This window comes from Streptomyces sp. VNUA24 (assembly GCF_029167005.1).
GTDB lineage: Bacteria > Actinomycetota > Actinomycetes > Streptomycetales > Streptomycetaceae > Streptomyces > Streptomyces scabiei.
The window spans coordinates 8,728,756-8,754,160 of sequence record NZ_CP119143.1 but is presented as its reverse complement, the minus strand read 5'-3'; the positions used below and the strand labels follow the sequence as shown (position 1 = coordinate 8,754,160).

22 protein-coding genes and 1 pseudogene are annotated in these 25,405 nt (G+C 72.6%); 5 read left to right on the top strand and 18 right to left on the bottom strand.

Annotated features, from left to right (window positions below):
• Positions 1 to 93: 93 nt before the first annotated feature.
• The 5 genes and pseudogenes from PYR72_RS37595 to aroH form a co-directional block, all read right to left on the bottom strand.
• Positions 94 to 774: a lysophospholipid acyltransferase family protein gene (locus PYR72_RS37595; protein WP_275459436.1), complete on the bottom strand. Its 681-nt coding sequence runs from the start codon at positions 772 to 774 to the stop codon at positions 94 to 96.
• On the bottom strand, positions 771 to 1,448 hold the full coding sequence (gene cmk, locus PYR72_RS37590; protein ID WP_275459435.1) for a (d)CMP kinase: 678 nt from the start codon (positions 1,446 to 1,448) through the stop codon (positions 771 to 773). The genes PYR72_RS37595 and cmk overlap by 4 nt, the downstream gene beginning before the upstream one ends.
• Positions 1,449 to 1,657: 209 nt before the next feature.
• Positions 1,658 to 1,777: pseudogene (locus PYR72_RS37585) on the bottom strand (prephenate dehydrogenase); the annotation flags it as partial.
• A 104-nt stretch (positions 1,778 to 1,881) separates the two neighbouring features.
• Positions 1,882 to 2,967: a prephenate dehydrogenase gene (locus PYR72_RS37580; RefSeq protein WP_275459434.1), complete on the bottom strand. Its 1,086-nt coding sequence runs from the start codon at positions 2,965 to 2,967 to the stop codon at positions 1,882 to 1,884.
• Positions 2,964 to 3,326, bottom strand: coding sequence for a chorismate mutase (aroH, locus tag PYR72_RS37575; protein ID WP_013004730.1), 363 nt, complete (start codon positions 3,324 to 3,326; stop codon positions 2,964 to 2,966). The genes PYR72_RS37580 and aroH overlap by 4 nt, the downstream gene beginning before the upstream one ends.
• A 307-nt stretch (positions 3,327 to 3,633) precedes the next feature.
• Between aroH and PYR72_RS37570 the strand changes: the two genes are divergently transcribed.
• Positions 3,634 to 4,071 (top strand): Rieske (2Fe-2S) protein, encoded by a 438-nt coding sequence (locus PYR72_RS37570; protein ID WP_275459433.1) that lies wholly within the window; start codon positions 3,634 to 3,636, stop codon positions 4,069 to 4,071.
• Positions 4,072 to 4,093: 22 nt separating this feature from the next.
• A complete protein-coding gene (locus tag PYR72_RS37565) occupies positions 4,094 to 4,798 on the top strand; it encodes a nucleotidyltransferase domain-containing protein (RefSeq protein ID WP_275459432.1) in 705 nt (234 codons plus the stop codon).
• Positions 4,799 to 4,817: 19 nt separating this feature from the next.
• On the opposite strand, the gene PYR72_RS37560 is transcribed toward PYR72_RS37565, so the two are convergent.
• From PYR72_RS37560 to PYR72_RS37505, 12 genes are all read right to left on the bottom strand, one after another.
• Entirely contained in the window at positions 4,818 to 5,579 is a 762-nt protein-coding gene (locus tag PYR72_RS37560; protein ID WP_275460627.1) for a nucleotidyltransferase domain-containing protein, read from the bottom strand.
• 15 nt (positions 5,580 to 5,594) lie between these two features.
• Positions 5,595 to 6,617 carry an ADP-ribosylglycohydrolase family protein gene (locus PYR72_RS37555; protein WP_275459431.1) on the bottom strand — a complete coding sequence of 341 codons (1,023 nt, stop codon included), beginning with the start codon at positions 6,615 to 6,617 and terminating at the stop codon, positions 5,595 to 5,597.
• A complete protein-coding gene (locus PYR72_RS37550; protein ID WP_275459430.1) occupies positions 6,617 to 7,342 on the bottom strand; it encodes an NUDIX domain-containing protein in 726 nt (241 codons plus the stop codon). The genes PYR72_RS37555 and PYR72_RS37550 overlap by 1 nt, the downstream gene beginning before the upstream one ends.
• Positions 7,343 to 7,530: 188 nt before the next feature.
• Positions 7,531 to 8,652 (bottom strand): pseudouridine synthase, encoded by a 1,122-nt coding sequence (locus PYR72_RS37545; RefSeq protein ID WP_275459429.1) that lies wholly within the window; start codon positions 8,650 to 8,652, stop codon positions 7,531 to 7,533.
• Positions 8,652 to 9,305, bottom strand: coding sequence for an SMC-Scp complex subunit ScpB (gene scpB, locus PYR72_RS37540; protein WP_275459428.1), 654 nt, complete (start codon positions 9,303 to 9,305; stop codon positions 8,652 to 8,654). Before scpB ends, PYR72_RS37545 begins: the two co-directional genes overlap by 1 nt.
• Positions 9,302 to 10,417 (bottom strand): segregation/condensation protein A, encoded by a 1,116-nt coding sequence (locus PYR72_RS37535; protein ID WP_275459427.1) that lies wholly within the window; start codon positions 10,415 to 10,417, stop codon positions 9,302 to 9,304. Before PYR72_RS37535 ends, scpB begins: the two co-directional genes overlap by 4 nt.
• A gap of 18 nt (positions 10,418 to 10,435) precedes the next feature.
• The gene (locus tag PYR72_RS37530; RefSeq protein WP_275459426.1) at positions 10,436 to 11,014 is read right to left on the bottom strand and encodes a hypothetical protein; all 579 of its coding nucleotides are present in this window, start codon (positions 11,012 to 11,014) and stop codon (positions 10,436 to 10,438) included.
• The gene (locus tag PYR72_RS37525; protein WP_275459425.1) at positions 10,999 to 12,135 is read right to left on the bottom strand and encodes a ParA family protein; all 1,137 of its coding nucleotides are present in this window, start codon (positions 12,133 to 12,135) and stop codon (positions 10,999 to 11,001) included. Before PYR72_RS37525 ends, PYR72_RS37530 begins: the two co-directional genes overlap by 16 nt.
• Before the next feature lie 421 nt (positions 12,136 to 12,556).
• Positions 12,557 to 13,681 (bottom strand): alanine dehydrogenase, encoded by a 1,125-nt coding sequence (gene ald, locus PYR72_RS37520; protein ID WP_275459424.1) that lies wholly within the window; start codon positions 13,679 to 13,681, stop codon positions 12,557 to 12,559.
• 165 nt (positions 13,682 to 13,846) lie between these two features.
• Complete coding sequence (locus PYR72_RS37515) at positions 13,847 to 15,937, bottom strand: tetratricopeptide repeat protein (protein WP_275459423.1); 2,091 nt, start codon at positions 15,935 to 15,937, stop codon at positions 13,847 to 13,849.
• A 197-nt stretch (positions 15,938 to 16,134) separates the two neighbouring features.
• Positions 16,135 to 16,761: an NUDIX hydrolase gene (locus PYR72_RS37510; RefSeq protein ID WP_275459422.1), complete on the bottom strand. Its 627-nt coding sequence runs from the start codon at positions 16,759 to 16,761 to the stop codon at positions 16,135 to 16,137.
• 99 nt (positions 16,762 to 16,860) lie between these two features.
• Entirely contained in the window at positions 16,861 to 18,519 is a 1,659-nt protein-coding gene (locus PYR72_RS37505) for a CTP synthase (RefSeq protein ID WP_005484920.1), read from the bottom strand.
• 567 nt (positions 18,520 to 19,086) lie between these two features.
• Between PYR72_RS37505 and PYR72_RS37500 the strand changes: the two genes are divergently transcribed.
• The 3 genes from PYR72_RS37500 to PYR72_RS37490 all read left to right on the top strand — a co-directional run bounded on the left by PYR72_RS37500 (position 19,087) and on the right by PYR72_RS37490 (position 24,176).
• Entirely contained in the window at positions 19,087 to 20,889 is a 1,803-nt protein-coding gene (locus tag PYR72_RS37500; RefSeq protein WP_275460626.1) for a glycoside hydrolase family 15 protein, read from the top strand.
• A gap of 230 nt (positions 20,890 to 21,119) precedes the next feature.
• Positions 21,120 to 22,502, top strand: a complete 1,383-nt coding sequence (locus PYR72_RS37495; protein ID WP_275459421.1) for an FAD-binding oxidoreductase — start codon at positions 21,120 to 21,122, stop codon at positions 22,500 to 22,502.
• A 21-nt stretch (positions 22,503 to 22,523) separates the two neighbouring features.
• On the top strand, positions 22,524 to 24,176 hold the full coding sequence (locus PYR72_RS37490; protein ID WP_275459420.1) for a PucR family transcriptional regulator: 1,653 nt from the start codon (positions 22,524 to 22,526) through the stop codon (positions 24,174 to 24,176).
• Between the two features lie 21 nt (positions 24,177 to 24,197).
• On the opposite strand, the gene PYR72_RS37485 is transcribed toward PYR72_RS37490, so the two are convergent.
• Entirely contained in the window at positions 24,198 to 25,334 is a 1,137-nt protein-coding gene (locus PYR72_RS37485; RefSeq protein WP_275459419.1) for a glycosyltransferase family 4 protein, read from the bottom strand.
• Positions 25,335 to 25,405: the final 71 nt, after the last annotated feature.

Sequence of the window (25,405 nt, the reverse complement as noted above, 5' to 3'; positions counted from 1 at the left end):
TAGTTCATCGTGGTGATCGGTGGAGCGCCCGGCTCGTCCGCCGGATGGTCCACTACTCAGTGTCGCCCAGCGCCCGAGCGGACGCCCGGCGTTTTACCGACGGCCGGTGAGCCGCCGGGCATGCTCCAGGTGTGCGCCCAGCTGCTGCTGGATGCGCACGGTCGCCTCGTCGAGTGCCTTGCGCGTACGCCGCCCGCTGCCGTCGCCCGCGTCGAACGGGGCACCGAAGACCACGTCGACGCGGGAGCGCAGCGGGGGCAGCCCCTTGATCAGCCGTCCGCGCCGCTCCGTGCTGCCCAGCACGGCCACCGGCACGATCGGCGCTCCGCTGCGGACGGCGAAGTAGGAGAGCCCGGCGCGCAGCGAGGCGAAGTCGCCCTCGCCCCGGGTGCCCTCCGGGAAGATGCCCAGCACACCGCCGCCCTCCAGGACGGCCAGGGCGCGGGTGACGGCGGTGCGGTCGGCGGTCGAGCGGTCGACCTCCACCTGGCCGACGGCGCGCATGAACGGGCCGAGCGGCCCGACGAACGCCTCCTTCTTGACCAGGAAGTGCGAGGGCCGGGGGGCCACGCCGATGACCATGGGGCCGTCGACGATGTGGGAGTGGTTGGGGGCGAGGATCACCGGGCCGGTCGTGGGGACCCGCCAGGCGCCCAGCACGCGCGGCTTCCACAGCCCGTACATCAGGCCGACGCCGATACGCCGCCCCACCTCGGCGCCGAGCGCCGTGGGGGCTTCGTACGCGGCGGCCCGGTCCGTGGCGGCCTGGCTCACTTGCCCGCCCGCTTCTCCTCGACGAGGGTGACGACGCACTCGATGACCTGCTGGAGGGTGAGGTCCGAGGTGTCCACCTCGACCGCGTCGTCCGCCTTGGCGAGCGGCGAGGTCGTACGGCTGGAGTCGGCCGCGTCCCGCTTGAGCAGGGCCTCGCGGGTGGCCTGGACGTCGGCGCTCTTCAGCTCGCCGCTGCGGCGGGCGGCGCGGGCCTCGGGGGAGGCGGTGAGGAAGATCTTCAGGTCGGCGTCCGGCAGCACGGTCGTGCCGATGTCGCGGCCCTCGACGACGATGCCGTCCGCGGCGTCCGCCGCGATGGACCGCTGCAGCTCGGTGATCCGCGTCCGCACCTCCGGCACGGCGCTCACCGCGCTGACCTTGGAGGTGACCTCCTGGGTGCGGATCGGCCCGGCGACGTCCGTGCCGTCGACCGTGATGGTCGGCGCGGACGGGTCCGTCCCCGACACGATCTCCGGCTTGCCGGCCACGGCCGCGATCGCCGAGGGGTCGTCTATGTCGATGCCGTTGTTGACCATCCACCAGGTGATCGCCCGGTACTGGGCGCCCGTGTCCAGGTAGCTCAGCCCGAGCTGCGCGGCCACGGCCTTCGAGGTGCTCGACTTGCCCGTGCCGGAGGGGCCGTCGATGGCAACGATCACTGTGGCGCGTTCCACTGGGGAGCACCTTTCCTGGTCCGAGGTGGCGGGGCGGGACGGAAAGCGCCCCGGACAAGGGTACTGGTTGCACGTACCCCACCCGTCCGGCCCCACCACCCCACCACCACGGCCACCCCGGCCCTACCGCAGGACCCCCCAGCCCCTCCCCTCCCGGGCAGCGGGATGGCTGCGCCGGCCTCCGACCGACGACCCACCGGCCCCACCCCCTACTGCCGGATCGCCCAACCCCGCTCCCGCAACGCCCCCGTCAACACCACCGCCGCCTTCGGCTCCACCATCAACTGCACCAGACCCGCCTGCTGCCCGGTGGCATGCTCGATGCGGACGACCCACCCCCGACGCCGCCCTCGCACCACTCGGCGCCGAGGCGCCTCCCGGGCAGCGGGACGGCTGCGCCGGCCTCCGACCGGCGACCCACCGGCCCCACCCCTTACTGCCGGATCGCCCAACCCCGCTCCCGCAACGCCCCCGTCAACACCACCGCCGCCTTCGGCTCCACCATCAACTGCACCAGACCCGCCTGCTGCCCGGTGGCATGCTCGATGCGGACGTCCTCGATGTTGATGCCGGCGGCGCCCGCGTCGGCGAAGATGCGGGCCAGCTGGCCGGGCTGGTCGTCGATCAGTACCGCGACCACCTCGTAGACCCGTGGTGCGGACCCGTGCTTGCCGGGGACGCGGACCTGACCGGCGTTGCCGCGGCGCAGGACGTCCTCGATGCCGGTCATGCCCTCGCGGCGCTTGGCCTCGTCGCCCGCCTGGAGGGCGCGCAGGGCCTGGACGGTCTCGTCGAGGTCGGCGGAGACGTCGGTGAGGAGATCGGCGACCGGGCCCGGGTTGGCGGAGAGGATGTCCATCCACATGCGCGGGTCGGAGGCCGCGATCCGGGTCACGTCCCTGATGCCCTGCCCGCACAGCCGCACCGCCGACTCCTCGGCGTGCTCCAGCCGCGCGGCGACCAGGCTGGACACCAGATGCGGCATGTGGGAGACGAGTGCCACGGCCCGGTCGTGGCTGTCCGCGTCCATGACCACCGGGACGGCCCGGCAGTGCGAGACCAGCTCCAGGGCGAGGTTCAGGACCTCGGTGTCGGTGTCCCGGGTCGGCGTGAGCACCCAGGGACGGCCCTCGAAGAGCTCGGCCGTGGCGGCCAGCGGACCGGACTTCTCCCGGCCCGACATGGGGTGCGAGCCGATGTAGCAGGAGAGGTCGAGGCCCAGCTCCTCCAGCTCGCGGCGCGGTCCGCCCTTGACGGAGGCCACGTCGAGGTAGCCGCGCGCGAGACCCCGCCGCATGGCGTCGGCGAGGGTCGCGGCCACGTGCGCGGGCGGGGCGGCGACGATCGCGAGGTCCACCGGGCCCTCGGGCGTCTCGTCCGTGCCGGCGCCGAGCGCGGCCGCCGTACGGGCCTGCTCGGGGTTGTGGTCGACGAGGTGGACGGTGACACCGCGCTGGGCCAGGGCGAGGGCGGCGGAGGTGCCGATCAGTCCGGTGCCGATGACGAGGGCCGTTCTCACTGAGCGATGTCCTTGCGGAGCGTGGCCGCGGCCCCCAGGTACACGTGTGCGATCTCCGAGCGCGGCCGGTCGGACTCTATGTGCGCGAGGATCCGCACGACCCGGGGCAGGGCGCCCTCGATGTCCAGCTCCTGCGCGCAGATCAGCGGTACGTCGACGATGCCCAGCTTGCGGGCGGCGGCGGCCGGGAAGTCGCTGTGCAGGTCGGGGGTGGCCGTGAACCAGATGCTGATCAGGTCGTCCGGGGTGAGTTCGTTGCGCTCCAGGACCGCGGTGAGCAGCTCGCCCACCTGCTCGTCCATGTGCCCCGCCTCGTCCCGGTCGAGTTGGACGGCGCCCCGGACCGCTCGTACCGCCACGGCTGTGCTCCTCACTGCTGGACATCCCGGCTGGTTGTACGAACAGCCTAGTCACCCGCCCCGGGCCACCGCGCGACGCCCGCCTGCCGAAACGCCTGGCCGAAAGACGTCCACGGGGGACGGGTCACCGCCGCGAATCGTCACAAGATCACGCGAACGTCACCGTCCCGACAGTCGGGGCGGATCAGCCCCGTACGCCGCCGTACCGCCCGCCCTCGACTGTCGGACGTACGAAACACACGTTTTGTGGCACTCTCTCCTGAGTTGCCTCCCCTTCGGGGTTCTTCCGCACGTACGGAGTGACGACATGACGATGGGTTCCACGCGGCGCACGGTGCTGGCCACCGGCGCGGCGGGCACGGCGGCGCTGCTGGCGGGCTGCGGCGGGCAGGACGGCGGTGACGGCGGCGGGGACACCGCGGAGAAGTCCTCGCCCGCGGGCACCGGCGCGGACGGCGGCGAGGAGCTGGCGACGACGGCCGACATCCCGGTGGGCGGAGGAAAGATCTTCGACGAGCAGAAGATCGTCGTGACCCAGCCCGCGGAGGGCGACTTCAAGGCGTTCTCGGCGATCTGCACCCACATGGGCTGCGTCGTCAGCAGCGTCTCGGACGAGACGATCAACTGCGCGTGCCACGGCAGCAGGTTCGGCATCACGGACGGGGCCGTGGCCCATGGACCGGCCACCCGACCGCTGCCCGCCGAGAAGATCACGGTCGCCGGAAATTCGATTCTGCGCCCCTGATCCACCCCGTACGCTCCGGCCTATGCAGCCCCCGCACCCGCACGACCTGGTCCGCGACCACACCGTCTACGCCTGTGTGATGGGGTCGCGTGCCTTCGGTCTCGCGACGGACGGCAGCGACACGGACCGGCGGGGGGTCTTCCTGGCCCCCACCGAGCTGTTCTGGCGCTTCGAGAAGCCGCCGACGCACGTGGAGGGCCCGGAGCGGGAGCAGTTCGGCTGGGAGCTGGAGCGCTTCTGCCATCTGGCCCTGCGCGCCAACCCCAACATCCTGGAGTGCCTGCACTCCCCACTGGTGGAGCACGTCGACGACACGGGCCGTGAACTGCTCGCCCTGCGGGGGGCGTTCCTGTCCCTCCGGGCCCATGGGACGTTCGCCCGTTACGCGCTGGGCCAGCGCAAGAAGCTCGACGCGGACGTCCGTACGCACGGCGCCCCCCGCTGGAAGCACGCGATGCATCTGCTCCGTCTGCTGATGAGCTGCCGGGACCTGCTGCGCACGGGCGAGCTGACCGTCGACGTGGGCGAGCAGCGCGAGCCCCTGCTGGCGGTGAAGCGCGGCGAGGTGCCGTGGGCCCGGGTCGAGAGCCGGATGGCGCGGCTGGCCGCGGAGGCCGACGAGGCGGCGGACCGCAGCCCCCTGCCGCCGGAACCGGATCTGGCCAGGGTCGAGGACTTCCTCGTCCGGACCCGACGCGCGTCGGCGCTCCGCGCCGCCCGGGACTGAGCCGCAGTCCTTCAGCCCATCAGTCCTTCAGTCCTTCCAGCCGGACGCGGACCACGAAGTCGTGCAGGGCGTCGTACGCGGCCGGGTTCTCGGGCAGCGCCGACAGGGCCTGCTCCTCGTCCAGCACGCGGTGCAGCCGCTCCACGTCCGCGGCCACGCGCTCGGGGTCGACGTCCGCCTTGCCGTGCTCCTCGGCCGCCTTCGCCGCGACGAGGTCCGGCAGATAGGCGGGGGCCTCCTCGGTCTGCGGCACCAGGGTCGGCAGATGGGCCTGCACCTCCCCGCTGCGCATGAGGTGGATGCCGGTGAGCAGCACCCGGAACGTGTAGAGCAGCGGCTTGAGTTCGCCGGTCTTCTCGAAGAGCCGCCACTGGGTGGTGGCGAACCCCCGGTAGTGGTGGGCGTGGTGGCGGGTGAGGACCCCGGGGGCGAGCGCGACCAGTTCGCGGTGCGTCTCGCCCGTGTGCACGACGAGCGGGGAGAGCAGCTGCTCCAGCACATAGCCGTTGCGGCGCAGCATCAGGCGGGCGAACTTGCGCAGGTCGTGCGTGACGAGGTCCATCTCGACGCCGTCCCGGTCCCACATCCTCGACCGGGTCTCCTCCGGCTCGCGCAGCCCGACCAGTTCGGCCGCGGGCAGCAGATGCACACCGCGCAGGTCGACGTCCGAGTCACGCGAGGGGAAGCCGTACAGGTGGGCTCCGGAGACGGTGGCGAACAGCAGCGGGTCGGGCTGTTCGGCGACCACCGGGGCCAGGTCGATGTCGGGGGCGTCGGTCAGGGCGTCGGTCATCCCTCAAGCGTCCCAGAGGGCTCCCAGCGAGACGAGGTCGCCCTGGTACTCGATCCGGTCGGCCCACTCGACGGGCCAGGCGTCCGGCCCGTGGTAGGCGCCCGCGAAGGCACCGGCGAGGGCGGCGATGGAGTCGGAGTCGCCCGCGGTGCAGGCCGCGCGTCGCAGCGCGGTGACGGGCTCGTCGACGAAGAGCAGGAAGCACAGCAGACCGGTGGCGAGCGCCTCCTCGGCGATCCAGCCCTCCCCCGTGGCCGTGCAGGGGTCGGTCTCGGGCGAGGGGAGCCGCAGGGCCGCCTGCACGCGGTCCAGGGCCTCCAGGCAGTCGTCCCAGCCCCGGGCGATGTAGTGCTCGGGCGAGGGGTCCTGGCTGTAGGTCCACAGGTCGCCGAGCCAGCGCGCGTGGTAGTGGGAGCGGTTCTCGTAGGCGTACGACCGCAGCCGGCCGATCAGGCCCATCGGTTCGGCGCCCTGGGCGAGCAGCCGCACGGCGTGGGCGGTGAGGTCGGACGCGGCGAGGGCGGTGGGGTGGCCGTGGGTGAGCGCGGCCTGCAACTGGGCGGCGCCCGCGCGCTGTTCGTCGCTGAGCGGGCCGATCAGTCCGAGCGGGGCGACCCGCATGTTGGCGCCGCAGCCCTTGGAGTGGATCTGGCTGGCGAACTGCCAGGGGTGGCGCTCGACCGCGAGGAGGTCGCAGGCGACCAGGCAGGTGTGGCCGGGGGCGCGGTTGTTCTCCGGGGAGCGGGACCACTCCACGAACTCCTTGCGGACGGCCCGCTCCAGGGTCTCGGGGCCGAGCGAGCCCCGGTCCATGGCCGCGCGCAGCCCGTGCCCGAGGGCCAGGGTCATCTGGGTGTCGTCGGTGACGATCGCGGGCTTGGGCAGCGCCATCTTCCGCCAGGGGCCGCACTTGGCGAGGATCGCGGGGACGTCGTCGAACTCCGTCGGGTGGCCGAGGGCGTCCCCGAGGGCGAGTCCGATCAGGGAGCCGGTGGCGGAACGTTTCGTGCGGAGCGTCATGGTCATCAGGACCGTCCTTCCGTGGTGGGTCGCAGCAGGGGCGGGTGCAGGGCGGTGGCCCCACCCGCGCGGTACAGCGCGGCGGGCTTGCCGCGACCGCCGGTCAGGCGGGCGGCGCCGGGCACCTGTTCGACGAAGCCCGGCGTGGCCAGCACCTTGCGCCGGAAGTTGGGCCGGTCGAGCGGAGTGCCCCACACCGTCTCGTAGACCTGCTGCAGCTCGCCGAGGGTGAACTCGGGAGGGCAGAAGGAGGTGGCGAGACAGGTGTACTCCAGCTTGGCGCCGACGCGTTCGTGGGCGTCGGCGAGGATGCGGTCGTGGTCGAAGGCGAGCGGGCCGATGGCACCGAACCGCAGCCACTGGGCCTGGGCCGCGTCGCCGCCGCCGTGCGGGACCGGCGGGTCGGGGAACAGCGCGGCGAACGCGACGGTGACGACCCGCATCCGGGGGTCCCTCCCCGGCTCGCTGTAGGTCCGCAGCTGCTCCAGGTGGAGCCCGGCGACGTCCTTGACGCCGGTCTCCTCCGCGAGTTCCCGCCAGGCGGCCTCCTCCGCGGACTCGTGCGGCAGCACGAACCCGCCGGGCAGGGCCCAGCGGCCCTCGTACGGCTCCTGCCCGCGCTCGACGAGCAGCACCTGGAGGGTGCCCGCGCGGACGGTGAAGACGGCCAGGTCGACGGTGACGGCGAAGGGCTCGTAGGCGTACTTGTCGTATCCCGCCGGGGAACTCATCTCCATCACCCTCCTTTATGGTCACCATGACTAATAGTCAGAACGACTATAAAGGGGCGGAGTGCGGCAGCACAACCCTCTTACGGGGAAGGGAAGGCCAAGACCGGCACCGGGAACGGCAAAGGGCCGGTCCTGGAGGCAAACCCGGAACCGGCCCCTGCTCGTTCTGCTCGTACGCGCCGCTCGACCTAGAGGTCGACCTCCTGCATCAGCATCCCGACCTCGGTGTTGGACAGCCGGCGCAGCCAGCCCGACTTCTGGTCGCCGAGGGTGATCGGCCCGAAGGCCACGCGCACCAGCTTGTCGACCGGGAACCCGGCCTCCGCCAGCATCCGGCGCACGATGTGCTTGCGCCCCTCGTGCAGGGTGACCTCGACGAGGTAGTTCTTGCCGGTCTGCTGCACGACCCGGAAGTGGTCCGCGCGCGCGTACCCGTCCTCCAGCTGGATGCCGTCCTTGAGCTGCTTGCCCAGGTCACGCGGGATCGGGCCCACGATGTGCGCGAGGTAGACCTTCTTCACGCCGTACTTGGGGTGGGTCAGCCGGTGCGCCAGCTCGCCGTGGTTGGTGAGCAGGATGACACCCTCGGTCTCGGTGTCGAGCCGCCCCACGTGGAAGAGCCGGGTCTCACGGTTGGTGACGTAGTCGCCGAGGCACTGACGGCCCTCGTTGTCCTCCATCGTGGAGACGACACCGGCCGGCTTGTTCAGCGAGAAGAACTGGTACGACTGGGTCGCGACGGTCAGCCCGTCGACCTTGACCTCGTCCTTCTCCGGGTCGACCCGCTTGCCCTGCTCCAGCACGATCTCGCCGTTGACCTCGACGCGCGCCTGCTCGATCAGCTCCTCGCAGGCACGCCGGGAGCCGTAGCCCGCGCGCGCGAGGATCTTCTGCAGCCGCTCGCCCTCCTGCTCGGCGCCCGGGAAGGTCTTGGGCAGCTTGACGTCCTTCTTGCCCGCGTACCGCTCCCGGTTGCGCTCCTCCGCCCGCGCGTCGTACTCGCGGGAGGTCGCCGGGGCCGACCGGCCGCGCCCGCCGCTCGGGGACTGCCGGGGGCCGCCCTTCGCGCCACCCCGCGCGGAGGCACCGCGCCCCGACTTCGGCCCGTCCGGCGAGGCGCCGGGGCCCACGTCGTAGCGGCGCTCCTCGGGGCGGGGCTTCTTCGGCCGGCCGCCCTGCCTGTCGTCGCGGTCGTTCCCCGCGCCGCGGTAGTTACCGCGGCCACCGCCGCTCCCGCCGCGGCCGCCGCTGTTGCCACCACGGCTCCCGCCGTTGTTTCCGCTGCTGTTCCTGCCGCTGCTGCTTCGCATCAAAGTTCCGTCTTGTCGTCTGCGTCCTCGGAATCCGGAGCGTCCGGATCGAACGACGGTACGGCCTCCTGGGTCTCGGCCTCGATCGCCTCAGCCTCCGGGAGGAAGGGCGCGAGTTCCGGGAGCTCGTCCAGGCCGCGCAGGCCCATCCGCTCCAGGAAGTAGTTCGTCGTCCTGTACAGGATCGCACCTGTTTCGGGTTCCGCGCCCGCCTCCTCGACCAGACCCCGCTGCAGGAGGGTCCGCATGACCCCGTCGCAGTTGACTCCTCGCACGGCGGAGACCCTGCTCCGGCTCACCGGCTGCCGGTAGGCGACCACCGCCAGCGTCTCCAGCGCGGCCTGGGTCAGCCGGGCCTGCTGGCCGTCGAGCACGAAGCGTTCGACGGCGGCGGCGTACTCGGGCCGGGTGTAGTACCGCCAGCCCCCGGCGATCCGCCGCAGCTCGAAACCGCGCCCCTGGACCGCGTAGTCGTCGGCCAGTTCCCTGAGCGCCTTGACGATCTGCCGCTTGGGCCGTTCCAGGATCTTCGCCAGGTGCTCCTCCGTCGCGGGCTCGTCCACGACCATGAGGACGGCCTCCAGCGCGGGCTTCAGGTCGAGGCCGGCGACGGTACGCGCGCGCCCGGGCCCCACGGCTGTCTCGTCGCTCATGCCTTCTCCTCCTTGGCCGGCCAGGCCGGGCGGTCCGATGCGGGCGGCTCGGGCGGCCGGTCGAACTCGTCCGTGACCACGGGCTCCGCGTCCCCGTCCCCGCCGGTCCAGCGCACGAGCAGGTCCCCGAGCGCGGTCTCCTGGTCGAGGGCCACCGCCTTCTCCCGGTAGAGCTCCAGCAGGGCGAGGAAGCGGGCGACGACGGTGAGGGTGTCGTCGGTGTCCTCGACGAGCACCCGGAACGACGCCTCCCCCAGCACCCGCAGCCGTGCGACGACGATCCCGGCCTGTTCCTGCACGCTCACCAGCGGCGCGTGGATGTGGTCGACGTACACCTGCGGCCTGGGCCGGGGCTGCATCGCCTTCACGGCCAGCCTGGCGAATCCTTCCGCCCCGATGCTGATGACCACCTCGGGCAGCAGCTCCGCGTGCTGCGGCTCCAGCCCCACGGTCCGCGGGTACCGCCGCGCCTCCTCCTCCAGCCGGCGGTGGAAGATCTCCGCGATCTGTTTGTACGCGCGGTACTGCAGCAGGCGGGCGAACAGCAGGTCCCGGGCTTCGAGGAGCGCGAGGTCGGCCTCGTCCTCCACCTCGGCGGCGGGCAGCAGCCTGGCCGCCTTCAGGTCCAGCAGGGTGGCCGCGACCACCAGGAACTCGGTGGTCTCGTCGAGGTCCCAGTCCGGTCCCATGGCCCGCAGGTGCGTCATGAACTCGTCGGTGACCTTGGAGAGCGCGACCTCGGTGACGTCCAGCTTGTGCTTGGAGATGAGCTGGAGGAGGAGATCGAAGGGGCCCTCGAAGTTGGCGAGCCGCACCGTGAAGACGCCGTCGTCGGAGCCCTCGGCGTTTTCGGTGTTCTCGGAGCCCTCGGAACCGCCGGGGTCGTCGGGGCCACCGGCCGTCCGCTCGACCGCGTCCGGCACATCGGCACTGCCGGCTTCGGCTTCGGCTTCGGCTTCGGCTTCGGCGAGAACGGCGGCGGGCGGCGCCTCGTCGCTCTCGGGCGGCTCCGCCGGTGCGGCCTGGGGCGCGGCCGCGGGCCCCTTCCCCAGCGCACGCCGACGGCCGGCAGAACCACCGGAAGCCGGGCCAGAGGAGTCGAACGAGGTCATAGCCCCCGCAGGCTACCTCTACCGCCCGCGCAGTCGTCGGACGAGGATGCTCGCGTCCCCGCGGGACTCCAGATCCGCCAGCACCACGGCGACGGCCTCCCGCACGATCCGCCCGCGGTCCACGGCCAGCCCGTGCTCCCCGCGCAGCACCAGCCGCGCGTGTTCGAGGTCCATCAGCTCCTCGGCGGAGACGTACACGGTGATCTTCTCGTCGTGCCGCTCCCGCCCGCTGGGCCGGCGCCCGGAGGCCCGCCCCTTCTTGCGGGGCGCGGCGGCGGCAGAACCTTCCTGCGGCTTCGGCAGACGCCCGGCGGCGCCGGCCCGCTCGGCTCCTGCGGCGGCGGAGCGGCTGCGCGGCTGTTCACCGTCGGACTCGGCGTCCGCGGCCACATGCTCGGACCCCTCGCCGTCGCCGCCGCGCACGGGCACGGACGGCGGCGCGTCCTCCGCGCCGGCGGCCCCGTCGCTGTCCCCGGCGGGCGCGGGCACACGGACTTCCCCGTTGGCCCCCCGCCGGGGAGTGGACGGCTGCAGCGCCATTCCCCCTGTCGTACGGAAGAGTTCGTCGGCCCCCGGCAGACTCACTCGGCGTGACACCGGGCGAGCACCTCCCTGGCGAGCTGGCGGTAGGCGGCGGCACCGACGGAGTTGGAGGCGTACGTGGTGATCGGCTCACCGGCGACCGTGGTCTCCGGGAAGCGGACCGTGCGCCCGATGACCGTGTGGTAGACGTGCTCGTCGAACGCCTCGACGACCCGCGCGAGGACCTCACGGCTGTGCACGGTGCGCGAGTCGTACATGGTGGCGAGGATGCCGTCGAGCTCCAGGTCGGGGTTGAGACGCTCCTGGACCTTCTCGATGGTCTCCGTCAGCAGCGCGACACCGCGCAGTGCGAAGAACTCGCACTCCAGGGGCACTATCACCTTGTGGGCGGCCGTCAGGGCGTTCACGGTGAGCAGGCCGAGCGAGGGCTGACAGTCGATCACGATGTAGTCGTAGTCGGCCATCAGCGGCTTGAGCGCCCGCTGCAGCGTGGACTCGCGCGCGACCTCGGAGACCAGCTGGACCTCGGCGGCCGACAGGTCGATGTTGCTCGGCAGCAGGTCCATGTTGGGGACCGCGGTCTTCAGCAGGACCTCGTCGGCCGACATGCCCCGCTCCATGAGCAGGTTGTAGACCGTGAGGTCGAGCTCCATCGGGTTCACGCCGAGGCCGACCGAGAGGGCACCCTGCGGGTCGAAGTCGACGAGCAGGACCCGGCGCCCGTACTCCGCGAGCGCGGCACCCAGGTTGATGGTCGACGTCGTCTTGCCGACGCCGCCCTTCTGGTTGCACATCGCGATGATCTTCGCGGGACCGTGGTCGGTCAGCGGGCCCGGGATCGGGAAGTACGGCAGCGGGCGCCCGGTCGGGCCGATGCGCTCGCGGCGCTGACGGGCCGCGTCGGGCGCGAGCGTGGCCGCGTACTCCGGATCGGGCTCGTACTCGGCGTCGGGGTCGTAGAAGTGCCCGTCGGGCAGCTCGTCGTAGTCGGCGAAGTGGTTGTGGACTCCGCCACTTCCGTCGCCGGCCATGGCGTTCACGTGTTGGCCATCCATGCTCTGGTGTGCTGAGGGAGTGAGCCCGGCCGGCTGCGGACTCTGGTGGGCCGCGAAGGTGCGGACAGCGACCGAGCCGACAGCCGCGAACCCCGTGGGACCCGAGACCGGCGCAGGCATTCCTGGTTGACCACCCCCGGGAGTAAATGTCGACTCATTCACAAGTCGTCTTACCTCCTTGGTGACCAGGAAACTTCTAGACAGGTCAGCGTGGCACCATGCCGACAGCTGGCGACTCTATGGCGTGTCGGCGGTCCGCAGCAACACAATCCGCCGGACCCGGCCCGATGTGTCGGCAATGAAACATGCGGCTGTCAAGGGCGTAGGGCCGTCGCACGGCAGGTTTCACCGGTGCACGAAACATACGAACGGTTACGTTCGAGGCGAGTTGCGCGAGTGTCGCAAAGTGACCATACACACATCCGGCCGGACCTTGTCGGGCAAGATCCGGCCGGTAAAGCGCTGTTGACGACCTGTGTTGACGTATCGCCTTTTACCGAAAGGTGACTTGAAGCAGCCGGTCGACGGCTCGCCGGTGGGGTCAGACGAGCAGCGACGCCAGCTCGACGTGCTCCAGTCCGTGCGCCTCGGCGACCTCGCGGTAGACGACCTTGCCGTCATGGGTGTTGAGACCCCTGGCCAGGGCGGGGTCGCGGCGCGCCGCCTCGGCCCAGCCGTGGTCGGCGAGCTCCACGATGTAGGGCAGCGTGGCGTTGGTCAGGGCGTAGGTGGAGGTGTTGGGCACCGCGCCGGGCATGTTGGCGACGCAGTAGAAGACCGATCCGTGGACGGGGAAGGTCGGCTCGGCGTGGGTGGTGGGCCGGGAGTCCTCGAAGCAGCCGCCCTGGTCGATCGCGATGTCGACAAGGACACTTCCGGGCTTCATCCGCGAGACCAGCTCGTTGGTGACCAGCTTCGGGGCCTTGGCGCCCGGGATGAGGACGGCGCCGATGACGAGGTCGGCCTCCAGGCACGCCTTCTCCAGCTCGAAGGCGTTGGAGACGACGGTCTGGATCTTCGTGCCGAAGATCTTGTCGGCTTCCTTGAGCTTGTTGATGTCCTTGTCGAGCAGGGTCACGTGGAAGCCCATGCCGATGGCGATCTGCGCGGCGTTCCAGCCCGACACGCCGCCGCCGATGACGACGGCCCGGCCGGCGAGCACTCCCGGCACACCCCCGGGCAGCACACCGCGGCCGCCGTTGGCGCGCATCAGGTGGTAGGCGCCGACCTGCGGGGCGAGCCGGCCCGCGACCTCGGACATGGGCGCGAGCAGCGGCAGCGCGCGGCTCGGCAGCTCGACGGTCTCGTACGCGATCGCGGTCGTGCCCGACTCGACGAGCGCGTCCGTGCACTCCTTGGAGGCCGCGAGGTGCAGGTACGTGAAGAGTGTCTGGTCCTTGCGGAGGCGGTGGTACTCCTCGGCGATGGGCTCCTTGACCTTGAGCAGCAGGTCGGCGGTGGCCCACACCTCGTCGGCCGTGGCCAGGATCCCGGCGCCCGCGGCGACGTACTCGGCGTCCGGGATCGACGAGCCGACTCCGGCGCCCTGCTCGACGACGACCTGATGCCCGTGGCGCACCAGCTCGTGCACACCGGCGGGGGTGATGGCCACCCGGAACTCGTTGTTCTTGACCTCGCGGGGGATGCCGACCTTCACGTCGATCACGGTCCTTGGCTCGGAGGGGTGTGGGGGCTCGCCCTTACAGCGGCACATGCCCACGCAGTGCAGGACATACCCGTACGCATCGGAACGCATCGGGAGACACCGCAGGAGAACCGGCGGCACAGCCAGTCTAATGAAGGTGTCCCCGCTGTCTAGCCTTTCAATGCATCAATCTTTCGCGGATGCACTACGGATTTCGCAGGCGTTAGCGTCCTGTTCCGGCTCGGTCTCCTGGGTTTCGGGCTCCGGGGCCCCTTCGTCGAGGAGTCGCTCGGCGGCCGCCCGGTGCAGCCGGGCCGCCGCCGGGTCGCCGAGCCGCTCCAGGGTGTCGGCGGTCCGCAGCTGGATCGCGGCCTGCAGCCGGGTGTCGTCGGCGCGGCGCGCCCACTCGGCCGCCTCCTCGCAGGTGCGCAGCGCCTCCTCGGGCCGCCCCGCGTACTCCTGGACGCGCGCCATCTCGCTCAACGCCCTTGCCTGGCCGCCCACATCGCCGAGTCTGCGATGGCCGGTGAGGGCCGAGCTCCAGTTGCGCAGCGCCTCGCCGTAGCGGCCCGCGTAGGTGTGCGCGGCGGCGATCCGGCCGTACAGCCGGGCGGCGTCCTCGCGCTCGTCCCGGGCGAGCCGCTGGGCGAGCGCCCGGCCGTACCAGTCGGCGGCCCGGTCGTAGTCCTCCAGCTCCTGGTGGGCACCGCCTACGGATTCCATCGCGCGGCCGGTCGCGTACGGGTCGTTCGCCCGCCGTCCGGCGTCGAGCGCGGCCCGGTAGCGGGCCAGCGCCGCCCTGGTACGGCCGGTGCGGGCGTCCAGGTCGCCGAGGTTCAGCAGGGCCGCCGCCTGCTCGCGGGGCAGGTCGCGGCGCTCGGCGACGTCGAGGACGAGCCTGTGGACGCCGTACAGGTCGGGGGCCGCGGCCTGGGTGCCGAAGTGCGCGACCATGGCCCGCACCAGCTGGGACATCAGCCGCCGGGCGAGGGTGTCCAGCTCCCCGTCGGCGACCGCGAGCCGGGCCGCGGCCAGCAGTGCGGGCCGCCGGGCGCGCAGCCACTCCTCCGCGGCCCGCGGGGTGGGGAACCGCAGTGCCTTGGGCATGGCGAGGAGCCTCTCGCGGGCCTGCGGGCTGTCGGTCTCGGTGACCGCCCGGCAGGACTGCAGCAGCCGTACCGTCCGCTCCAGCATCCGTGCCCGGGCGAGCCGCAGCTCACCGGGCCGCTCCTGGTTCTCTGCGAGGGACCACAGCAGCGGCTGGAGGCAGCCGGGGACCTCGTACTGCGGGAGCGCCGGATCGGCCTGGTGCAGGAAGCCGAGGGCGACGAAGTCGTCCAGCGCGGTGCGGGCGGCGCCCACCGAGCAGCCGGCGAGCCCGGAGGCGGTGTGCGGGTCGACCAGGCCCGCCGGGGCGAGGGCGAGCAGGCGCAGTGTCCGGGCGGCGGCGGTCGGCAGCGAGGCGTACGCCAGCCTGAGCATCCGGGCGAGCGGCGGACTGTCGTCCTCCTCGGCGCGCAGCTGTTTCGCCAAGTCGGAGACGGCCACGGTGGGGCGGGCGGCCAGCCAGCCGCCGGCCAGCCGCAGCGCGGCCGGCTGGTTCCCGCACACCTCGGCGAGCCCCTCGGCCGAGCGCGGGTCCACGGTGATGCGCACGGACCCGCTGAAGCGTTCCAGCAGCTCCACGGCGGACTTGGTGTCCAGTCCGCCCAGGGTGCACGGGCGGACGTCGGAGATGCCCGTCAGCGGCCCGCCGGAGACCGCCACGACCAGCGCGTCGGGGGTGTCCGGGAGCAGCGCGTCGACCTGCTCGGCGTCGGCCGCGTCGTCGAGCAGCAGCACCACCCGGCGGTCGGCCAGCGCCTCCCGCAGGGCCTCGCTGAGGTCGTCCTCGTCGGCACCGGCCGGCGCCGGCAGCCCGAGTTCCCCGAGCAGTTCCCGCGCCGCCCGTTCGACGGGCACCCGGGTGCCGTCGGGCTCGGTGAGCCGGGTCCGCAGCACCCCGTCGGGATAACCATCGGTAACCTGCCGGACGAGTTCCTCGGCGAGCGCGGTCCGTCCGAAGCCGGGGCGGCCGGCGATGAGCAGCACGCGCGCGTGGGGCGCCTTGCGGCCCGCGAGGGTGTTCAGTCCCGCCCGGTCGATGTCGGCCCGCAGTTCCTTCAACTCGCGTGTCCTGCCGAGGAACTGACTGTCCGTGGGGGCGGCCTCGACAGCCGGGGGCCGCCCTGTTCCGGACGCCCGGGCACCCCCGAGGTCCACCGCCTGATCCGCCACGGGTCACTCTCCCGTCCCACCGCACGAGCAAGCCCGCCGGGACTCCGGTGCGGGCGATTCCCGAGCCTAGTTCACGCTCTGCGACGATCCGGGCGGAGCCGGGCGGTGAGATCGCTCGATCGGATCAGCAGATCGTACGACTGGCATCGTCGGGATGCCGTGAAGGCGCCCGCGGCTCGCTCCGACCCCGGGCGCCCCTAGATCTCGAACGGCCGCGCGGGCCACGGCGCCTCGGCCGGCCGCAGCGACTCCACCCCGTCCCCGCCGCGCGCCGCCACCAGCGACAGCACCCCCACCACCAGACAGTTGTTGTGCAGCTCCCCCGCGAGCACCCCGCGCACCAGCTCGTCCAGCGGCACCCGGGCCAGCTCCATGTCGGCCTCCTCGTCCTCCACCTCGAACTTGCGGCCCTCGGCCTCGGAGAGGTCCCGGGCCAGGAAGATCCGCACGGCCTCGTCGCAGCCGCCGGGCGTGGTGTAGACGTCGGTGAGGACCCGCCAGTCCTCCGCCTTGACGTGCGCCTCCTCGTACAGCTCGCGCTGGGCGGCGTGCAGCGGGTTCTCCCCCGGCACGTCGAGCAGCCCCGCCGGGATCTCCCACAGCTTCTCGCGGACGGGGTGGCGGTACTGGCGGATGACCAGCACCCGGTCCTGGTCGTCGACCGCGAGGACGGCGACGGACCCGGGGTGCACCTGGTAGTCGCGGCGGACGACCGACCCGTCGGGCATGACCACGTCGTCGGTGCGGACGGAGGTCTTCTTGCCGACGAACGGCGTCTGGCTCGCCCGGACCTCCCACTGCTCGGCGATGTCCTTGATCGTCATGGCGACTCGTCCTCCCACACGTACACAAAAGAAACCGGGGCACACGTCCCGAAGGACGCGCACCCCGGTCACCGTACAAGCTCCGGCGCCGCCCGGTTTCTACTTACCGGTCTTGCGCTCCACGGCCGCCTTCACCAGCCCCGCGAACAGCGGGTGCGGGCGGGTGGGGCGGGAGCGCAGCTCGGGGTGCGCCTGGGTCGCGACCAGGTACGGGTGGACCTCGCGCGGGTACTCGACGTACTCGACGAGCTTGCCGTCGGGCGAGGTTCCGGTGAACTGCAGACCGGCCTTCTTCTCCAGTTCCCCGCGGTAGGCGTTGTTCACCTCGTAGCGGTGGCGGTGGCGCTCCTCGACGTACTCCTTGCCGTCGTACACCTCGCGCACGATCGAGCCCTCGGCCAGCTTGGCCGGGTACATGCCGAGCCGCATGGTGCCGCCCATGTCGCCCTCACCGGCGACGATGTCGAGCTGCTCGGCCATGGTGGAGATGACCGGGTGGGCGGTGGCGGAGTCGAACTCGGTGGAGTTGGCGTCCGGGATGTCGGCCAGGTTGCGCGCGGCCTCGATCACGATGCACTGCAGGCCCAGGCAGAGGCCGAGCAGCGGGATCCGGTTCTCGCGGGCGTACCGGATGGCACCGACCTTGCCGGACACGCCCCGGTCGCCGAACCCGCCGGGGATGCAGATGGCGTCGACGTCGGCGAGCTGGGCCGCGGCGCCGGCCGGGGTCCGGCAGTCGTCCGAGGTGACCCACTTGATCTTCACGCGGGCCTTGTTGGCGAAGCCGCCCGCGCGCAGGGCCTCGGTGACGGAGAGGTAGGCGTCGGGCAGGTCGATGTACTTGCCGACCAGCGCCAGGTTGATCTCGTGGAGCGGGTTGTGGACGCGGTCGAGCAGGTCGTCCCAGGTCGTCCAGTCCACGTCACGGAACGGCAGGTCCAGCTTGCGGACCACGTAGGCGTCCAGGCCCTCGCGGTGCACGGTCTTCGGGATGTCGTAGATCGAGCGGGCGTCGGGGCACGCGACCACGGCGTCCTCGTCGACGTCGCACATCAGGGAGATCTTGCGCTTGATCGCGGCGGGCACCTCGCGGTCGCAGCGCAGCACGATCGCGTCCGGCTGGATACCGATGTTGCGCAGCGCCGCGACCGAGTGCTGGGTCGGCTTCGTCTTCAGCTCTCCCGACGGACCGATGTACGGCAGGAGCGAGATGTGGACGACGAAGACGTTGTCCCGGCCGACCTCGTGCCGGACCTGCCGGACGGTCTCCAGGAACGGCAGCGACTCGATGTCGCCGACGGTGCCGCCGACCTCGGTGATGACGACGTCGACCTCGTCGGAGGCCATGCGCCGGATGCGGTGCTTGATCTCGTTGGTGATGTGCGGGATGACCTGGACGGTGTCGCCGAGGTACTCGCCGCGCCGTTCCTTGGCGATGACCGTGTTGTAGACCTGGCCGGTGGTGACGTTGGCCGAGCCGTCCAGGTCGCGGTCGAGGAAGCGCTCGTAGTGGCCGATGTCCAGGTCGGTCTCGGCGCCGTCGTTGGTGACGAACACCTCACCGTGCTGGAAGGGGTTCATCGTGCCCGGGTCGACGTTCAGGTAGGGGTCGAGCTTCTGCATGACCACGCGCAGACCGCGGGCCTTGAGCAGCATGCCGAGGCTGGAGGCGGTCAGACCCTTGCCGAGCGAGGAGGCGACACCCCCGGTGACGAAGATGTGCTTGGTCGTCGTGTTTCGAAAAGCAGCGGGCGGCATGGCCAAGAGGGGGCTCCCGTGGTCGCGGTTCGGTGTGCGGGTCGGCCGCCGCCCGAACTCATCCGTCGGGGGTGCCTTCGCTGCGGTTCGGGGGTCCCTGCTTGCGTCGGGGCGCCCACCGGTCCACGGGCTACCAGGGTATCAGCGACACGACACGATCGCTTCCGGCCACGCTCCGCGCACGGGCCGACACGGACCTCGTACGACAGTCGGCGGATCTTCGCCGATCTTCACCAGGGGCTCACCCGTTCGGCCCACTCGTGTTGCCGGGAGCGGGACGCGCAGCCCTCCGCTGCGTCGTATCCTCTTCGGACACTCGCTGCCGAGCGCGGCCGGCGCGACGGCACCACCCCCGCCCGTCTCCGGCAATCATGAGAGCTCGTCAGTCCGTTGAGCAACGACCGCCTCATTTGCGTTGAGGATCGTTGAGCGACATCGCATGACACCGTCCCTTGGATCACTCTGGAAACATGGTTCCTTTGCCGATCCCATGGGTCCCTTGACCGCACACCGCACAGCGACCGCCCCTCGGGGGGCGACGACGTGGCCGTTCGACTGGAGTTGCACGTGGCCGGGCGCATCGAAGACTACGCACTCATCGGAGACATGCAGACAGCGGCGCTGGTCTGCCGGGACGGCACGGTCGACTGGCTGTGCCTGCCCCGCTTCGACTCCCACGCCGTCTTCGCGGGACTGCTCGGCACCGAGGAACACGGATTCTGGAGACTGGGACCCGCGCACGCCGCGGACGCCGAGCCGCCGACGGCCTCCCGCCGCCGGTACCGCGGCGACTCGCTGATCCTGGAATCCGAGTGGGACACCCCGCGCGGCACGGTCCGTGTGACGGACTTCATGCCGCCGCGTGACGGCGCCCCCCAGCTGATCCGGATCGTGGAGGGCGTCAGCGGCCGGGTGCCGATGCGCTCGGCCCTGCGGATGCGTTTCTCGTACGGCCGGGTGGTGCCCTGGGTGCACAAGCACGAGGGGCGCACGGTGGCCGTGGCCGGGCCGGACTCGGTGTGGTTCGACACCGAGTGCGAGACCTACGGCAAGGCGCTGACCACCTACGCCGACTTCACCGTGACGCCGGGCGACCGGATCGCCTTCACGGTCTCCTGGGAGCCCTCGCACAAGCAGCCCCCGCCGCTGCCGGAGCCCGAGCCCTCACTGCGGGCGACCGAGGAGTTCTGGCGCGACTGGGTGGACCAGTGCACGTACCACGGCCCCTACCGTGAGGCGGTGGTCCGCTCCCTGATCACGCTGAAGGCCCTGACGTACGCGCCCACCGGCGGCATCGTCGCCGCGCCGACCACCTCGCTCCCGGAGCACATCGGCGGCGTCCGCAACTGGGACTACCGCTACACCTGGCTGCGGGACGCGGCCATCACCCTCTCCTCGCTGCTGCGCACCGGCTACCGCGACGAGGCGCGCGCCTGGCGCGAGTGGCTGCTGCGGGCGGTCGCCGGCGACCCGGAGAACCTGCAGATCATGTATGGCATCGCCGGTGAGCGGGAGCTGGGCGAGGCCGAGCTGGAGTGGCTGCCCGGCTACGAGAACTCCGCGCCGGTCCGGGTCGGCAACGGCGCCGCGCACCAGCTGCAGCTGGACGTGTACGGCGAGGTCACCGAGGCCCTGCACCTGGCCCACATGACGGGCCTGGCCCGCAACGACTACGCCTCCCTGCTCCAGCTGAAGCTGATCCGCTACCTGGAGGACCACTGGGACGAGCCGGACGAGGGCATCTGGGAGGTGCGCGGTCCGCGCCGCCACTTCGTGCACTCCAAGGTCATGGCCTGGGTGGCGGTGGACCGCACGATCAAGCTCATCGAGTCCGGTGACGCGGACGGCCCGCTGGAGAAGTGGCGCGAGCTGCGCGACGACATCCACCGGGACGTGTGCGAGAAGGGGTACGACAAGGAGCGCAACACCTTCACCCAGTCGTACGGCTCCAAGGAGCTGGACGCCTCGCTGCTCCTGATCCCCCAGATGGGGTTCCTGCCGCCGGACGACAAGCGGGTCATCGGCACCATCGAGGCGATCCAGCGCGAGCTGTCGACCCCGGACGGCTTCATCCTGCGCTACCCGACCTCCGGCGAGGACGAGGGCGTGGACGGACTGCCGGGCGACGAGGGCGCGTTCCTCGCCTGCTCGTTCTGGATGGCCGACGACCTGGCGATGATCGGCCGCGTGGACGAGGCCCGCAAGCTCTTCGAGAAGCTGCTCTCCCTCCGCAACGACCTGGGGCTCCTCGCCGAGGAGTGGGACCCGGTCCTCAAGCGCCAGGTCGGCAACTTCCCGCAGGCGTTCAGCCACGTCCCCCTCATCGACACGGCCCTGCGGCTGACCGCCTCGGGGGCGTACGGCGGCTGAGCGCGCCCTCCGGTCCGGCGGGCACGGCGGCGGACCGGGGCGCGGGGCGGCGGACCCGGGCGCGGGCAGGCGCGAGCGGCAACCGCTTGCGCTCGCCGGTACGGGTGGCCCGCGCCCCTCGCCCGTACCTCTCGCCCGCGCCCCTGGCCGGTCCCCGAACAGGCCCGATCCGGCGCCCCCGCCTAGCCTGGAAGGAGCCCTGTCCCCCGACCGAAAGGGGGCGGCTCGCCATGGCTCCCCTCTCGAAGGCGCACGCGGCTCTCAGCGCGCTGCGCGAGGATCTGACCGGCGACGTGTTCGCGCCGGAGGATCCGGGGTACGACGAGGCCCGTACCGTCTTCAACGCCATGATCGACCGGCGTCCGGCCGTGATCGCGCAGTGCGCGGACGCCGGCGACGTCGTCCGTTCCGTGCGCTTCGCCCGTGACCTGGACCTGCCGATCGCGGTGCGCGGCGGCGGTCACAGCGTGGCCGGAATGGCCCTCAACGACAACGGGCTCGTCATCGACCTGCGTCGGATGCACGCCGTCACGGTCGATCCCGGCTCCCTGAGCGCCCGGGTCGAGGGCGGCGCCACGATGAGCCATCTCGACCGCGCCACCGAGCCCCACCATCTGGCGACCACCGGCGGCCGGGCGTCGACCACCGGGGTCGGCGGTTTCGTCCTCGGCGGCGGCAGCGGCTGGCTGGACCGCACCTTCGGGCTCGCCGTCGACAACCTGCTCGGCGTCGACCTGGTGACCGCCGACGGTCAGACCGTCCGTGCGAGCGCCGAGGAGAACCCGGACCTGTTCTGGGCGCTGCACGGCGGCGGCGGGAACTTCGGCGTGGCCACCGCCCTCACCCTCCGGCTGCACGAACTGCCCGCGTTCGCCATCGCCCTGCTGCTCTTCCGCCCGGAACACGGCCCCGAGGTGATCCGCGTGTACCGCGAGGTCATCGAGACGGGACCGCGGGAGGCGAGCGGCGGTGTCCTGTACTTCACCGGCCCGCCGGAGGAGTTCGTGCCCGAGCACCTGGTGGGCGAGCTGGTCTGCGGTGTGCTGCTGACGTACGCGGGCACCGAGGACGACATGCGCAAGACCGCCCAGCCGCTGCTGGCGATGGCGCACGAGGCCGAGATCGTCGGCGCGATGCCGTACGCGGACGTGCAGTGCATGATCGACGATCCGCCGGGCATGCGGAACTACTGGTCGGCGGAGCATCTGACCGGTCTGCCGGACCCGTTGGTGGACGTGTTCGCCACCCGCGCCTGGTCGATGCCCGTGCCCACCGGCACCCAGCACGTGCTCTTCCCGCTGGGCGGCGCGATCGCCGACGGCCCCGCCCAGTACCCCGTGCCGTACCGGGACGCCCCCTGGGTCGTGCATCCCTTCGGCGTCTGGGCGGACCCGGCCGACGACGAGCGGTGCGTGCGGTGGGTGCGGGACGTGCGCGCCGACGTACGGCCGTGGAGCACCGGAGCGGTCTACCTGAACTTCGTCGGCGACGAGGGCGCGGACCGGGTGGTGGCCGGCGTCGGCGTCGACAACCACCGGCGGCTGACGGCGGTGAAGGCCCGGTTCGACCCCGACAACGTCTTCCGCTTCAACCACAACATCCCGCCGGCCTGAGGACCGGGTACCGTCCGCTGCATGGACACCCGTGACAGCCGCGCACCAGGTGACGGCCGCGAGGCGCAGGGCGGTATCACCGTGCGGCGGGCCCTGGAGCTGCCCGGGCTGCGCGGCGGGCTGCCGGAGGTCCTGGCCGGCGCCGACCGGCTGCACCGGACCGTGCGCTGGGTGCACGCGGGCGAGGTCCCGAACATCGCCTCGCTCCTCAAGGGCGGCGAGCTGCTGCTGACCACCGGCTACGGGCTCGGAACCCGGCCCGCCGACCAGCGCGCGTTCGTGCGGACCCTCGCCGAGCGCGGCATCTCGGCCCTGGTCGTCGAACTGGGCCCGCGCTTCGCCCGGTTGCCGGCGGCCCTCGTCGAGACGGCGCGCTCGGCCGGGCTCCCCCTCGTCCAGCTGCACCGCGAGGTGGCGTTCGTGACGGTCACCGAGGAGATCCACACCGAGATCGTCAACGGCCACTACGCGCTGCTGCAGCAGGCCGAGGAGGTGCACCGCCGCTGCACCGAGGCGCTGCTCGGCGGGGGCGGGATCCCCCAGGTCCTCGACATCCTGGCCGACTTCAGCGGCAATCCGGTGTTCCTGGAGACCGCCGACGGACAGCTCCTGTACGCGGCCGGGGCGGGCCCGGCGGACACCGATCCGCTCCAGGTGTGGGAGGGGGTGCGCGACCGGCACCAGGACGCACCCCCGGCCGGGACGACCCTCGTCGACGTCCCGGGCGGCGGTCCGGGCACCGGCTCGGTACGGGCCCGTCTGGTCCTGCTGCCCGTCGTCGGCCCTCTGGCCCCGGTGCACCGGATGGCCGCCGAGCGCGCGGCCGGGGTGCTCGCCGTCGTCCTGATGCAGGCCCGGCAGGAGGAGGAGCTGGCGGCGCGCGGACGCGGCGACTTCCTCACCGACCTCGCCGAGGGCCGTGTCCGGGCCGAGGACGCACCCGCGCAGGCCCGCGTCCTGGGTTTCCGGCCGGGTGCGGGCCCGCTGCTCCCCGTGGTCATGAAGCTCGCCGACGGGCTCGCCCCCGACGGGGGCGGCTGGGCCGTCCTCGCCCGAGCGGTGGCCGAGGAGCTGGCCTCGGTGGGTGCGCCCCTCCTGCTCGGCGTACGCCCGGTGGAGGGCCGTGTCCCGCTGCTGCTGGGCCTGCGCGCGGAGGCGGAGCGGCCGGCGGTCGCGGACCGGGCCGCGGCGGCGCTGCGGGCCGGGGCGGAGCGGGCCGGGATGCGACGCCCGGGCGGGCGGCCGCCCGTGGTGGTCGTGGGCGTGCCCGGGGGCTGGGCGGCCGCCTCGGCGGGGCTGCGGCACGCGGCGGAGACGGCGACGGCCGCGCAGGGCCTGGCCGACCGCCCCTGGTACGACGCCCGGCGCCTCGACATCGACCTGCTGCTGTGGCGGCTGCGCGACCACCCCGACCTGGCCGCGTTCGTGGACCGCGCGATCGGCCCCCTGCGTGACCACGACGACCGGGCCAAGCCTCCGCTGCTGCCCACCCTGGAGACGTATCTCGCGCACGCGGGCCGCAAGGCGGAGACGGCCCGCGAACTGCACCTCAACCGCCAGACCCTCTACAACCGCCTCGCCCGCATCGGCGAACTGCTCGGCACCGACCTGGACGACCCCCAGGCCGTCCTGGCCCTGAGCCTGGCCCTGCGGGCCCGCCGGCACGTCTCCTGAGGCGGTGCCGGGCGGCGGAGGTCAGCCGAGGGGCCGCGGCCGGGTCAGCTCGTCGTAGACGCTGAGCACCTGGGCCACCGTGTCGTCCTCGGTCGGCCAGGTGGCGGCCTGCCGCGTGCCCCGCTCCCGCAGCCGCGCGCAGCGGGCCGGGTCGTCGAGCAGCCGGACGACGGCCCGGGCGAGCGCCCCGGCGTCGCCGTGGGGGACGAGTTCGGCGCCGTCGCCGACCAGGTCGGTCACCGCTCCGACGGCGGCCGCGACGAGCGGCACGCGCGCGTGCAGCGCCTCCTGCGCGAGGGCGGGGCGGGCCTCGGGGCCGCCGGGCAGCAGGGCGAGGTCGGCGGCCGCGATCAGCTCGGGGACGTCGTCGCGCCGCCCGGCCAGCCGTACGGGCAGTTCCTCCTGCGTGATACGGCGCTGCAGCACGCTCCGCAGCGGTCCCTCGCCCACGACGACGAGCAGCGGCGCGGGGTCGAGGGCGCGCCAGTCGCGGGCGGCGTCGAGCAGGGTCTCGTGGCCCCGGTGGCGTTCGAGCGCGCCGACGGCGATGAGCAACGGTCGTGCCGTGGCACCCAGTTCGGCCCGGACCTTGCTGGCGGGACGGTCCGGGTCCGCGTCGGCGGCGGCCCGGCGCGGCGCGGGCAGGGCGACCGCGGCGAGCCGGGCGTCGCGCGCGCCCCGGCTGCGGGCCCGGTCGACCAGGTCGGAGGAGGTGCCGAGGACCACGGCGGCGGCCTTCGCGACCCGGCGCTCCAGCAGCCGCAGCAGATGCGCCCGCGCCCCCTCGGCGTGCGCACGCGTGTGCCAGGTGACGACGAGCGGGGTGGTGCGCCGGCCGAGCGCGAGGGTGGCGCGGAAGCCGGCGTGCAGGCCGTGCGCGTGCACCAGGTCGGCGTCGGCGCAGGCGTTGCGCAGACTGGCGACCGAGGCGGGGTCGCTGCTGCGGGGCACGTGGACGTGGTGGGCGCCGACGCCGGTGAAGTCGTACAGACCGTCGGCCTCCCCGGGGGCGCACACGGTGACCCGCACGCCCCGGGCGACCAGCCCCGAGGCCAGCGACCGCACATGCGCACCGCTCATCGCGCTGCCACCGCCGAGCACTTGTACGGTTCGCAGCGGCGACTGGCCGTGCGGTGAGTGGCTGCTCACGTGGCTCACGTGGCCGGGGCTCCTGGCTCGGGGTCGGACGGTCACGAAGAGACGTACGAGGGATGCACCGGTGGGGTGAA

Coding starts and splice junctions, on each gene's coding strand:
- PYR72_RS37570 (WP_275459433.1), top strand. CDS start 3,634: ATGACGATGGGTTCCACGCGGCGCACGGTGCTGGCCACCGGCGCGGCG.
- PYR72_RS37565 (WP_275459432.1), top strand. CDS start 4,094: ATGCAGCCCCCGCACCCGCACGACCTGGTCCGCGACCACACCGTCTAC.
- PYR72_RS37555 (WP_275459431.1), bottom strand. CDS start 6,617: ATGACCATGACGCTCCGCACGAAACGTTCCGCCACCGGCTCCCTGATC.
- PYR72_RS37550 (WP_275459430.1), bottom strand. CDS start 7,342: ATGAGTTCCCCGGCGGGATACGACAAGTACGCCTACGAGCCCTTCGCC.
- PYR72_RS37545 (WP_275459429.1), bottom strand. CDS start 8,652: ATGCGAAGCAGCAGCGGCAGGAACAGCAGCGGAAACAACGGCGGGAGC.
- scpB (WP_275459428.1), bottom strand. CDS start 9,305: ATGAGCGACGAGACAGCCGTGGGGCCCGGGCGCGCGCGTACCGTCGCC.
- PYR72_RS37535 (WP_275459427.1), bottom strand. CDS start 10,417: ATGACCTCGTTCGACTCCTCTGGCCCGGCTTCCGGTGGTTCTGCCGGC.
- PYR72_RS37525 (WP_275459425.1), bottom strand. CDS start 12,135: ATGCCTGCGCCGGTCTCGGGTCCCACGGGGTTCGCGGCTGTCGGCTCG.
- PYR72_RS37510 (WP_275459422.1), bottom strand. CDS start 16,761: ATGACGATCAAGGACATCGCCGAGCAGTGGGAGGTCCGGGCGAGCCAG.
- PYR72_RS37505 (WP_005484920.1), bottom strand. CDS start 18,519: ATGCCGCCCGCTGCTTTTCGAAACACGACGACCAAGCACATCTTCGTC.
- PYR72_RS37495 (WP_275459421.1), top strand. CDS start 21,120: ATGGCTCCCCTCTCGAAGGCGCACGCGGCTCTCAGCGCGCTGCGCGAG.
- PYR72_RS37490 (WP_275459420.1), top strand. CDS start 22,524: ATGGACACCCGTGACAGCCGCGCACCAGGTGACGGCCGCGAGGCGCAG.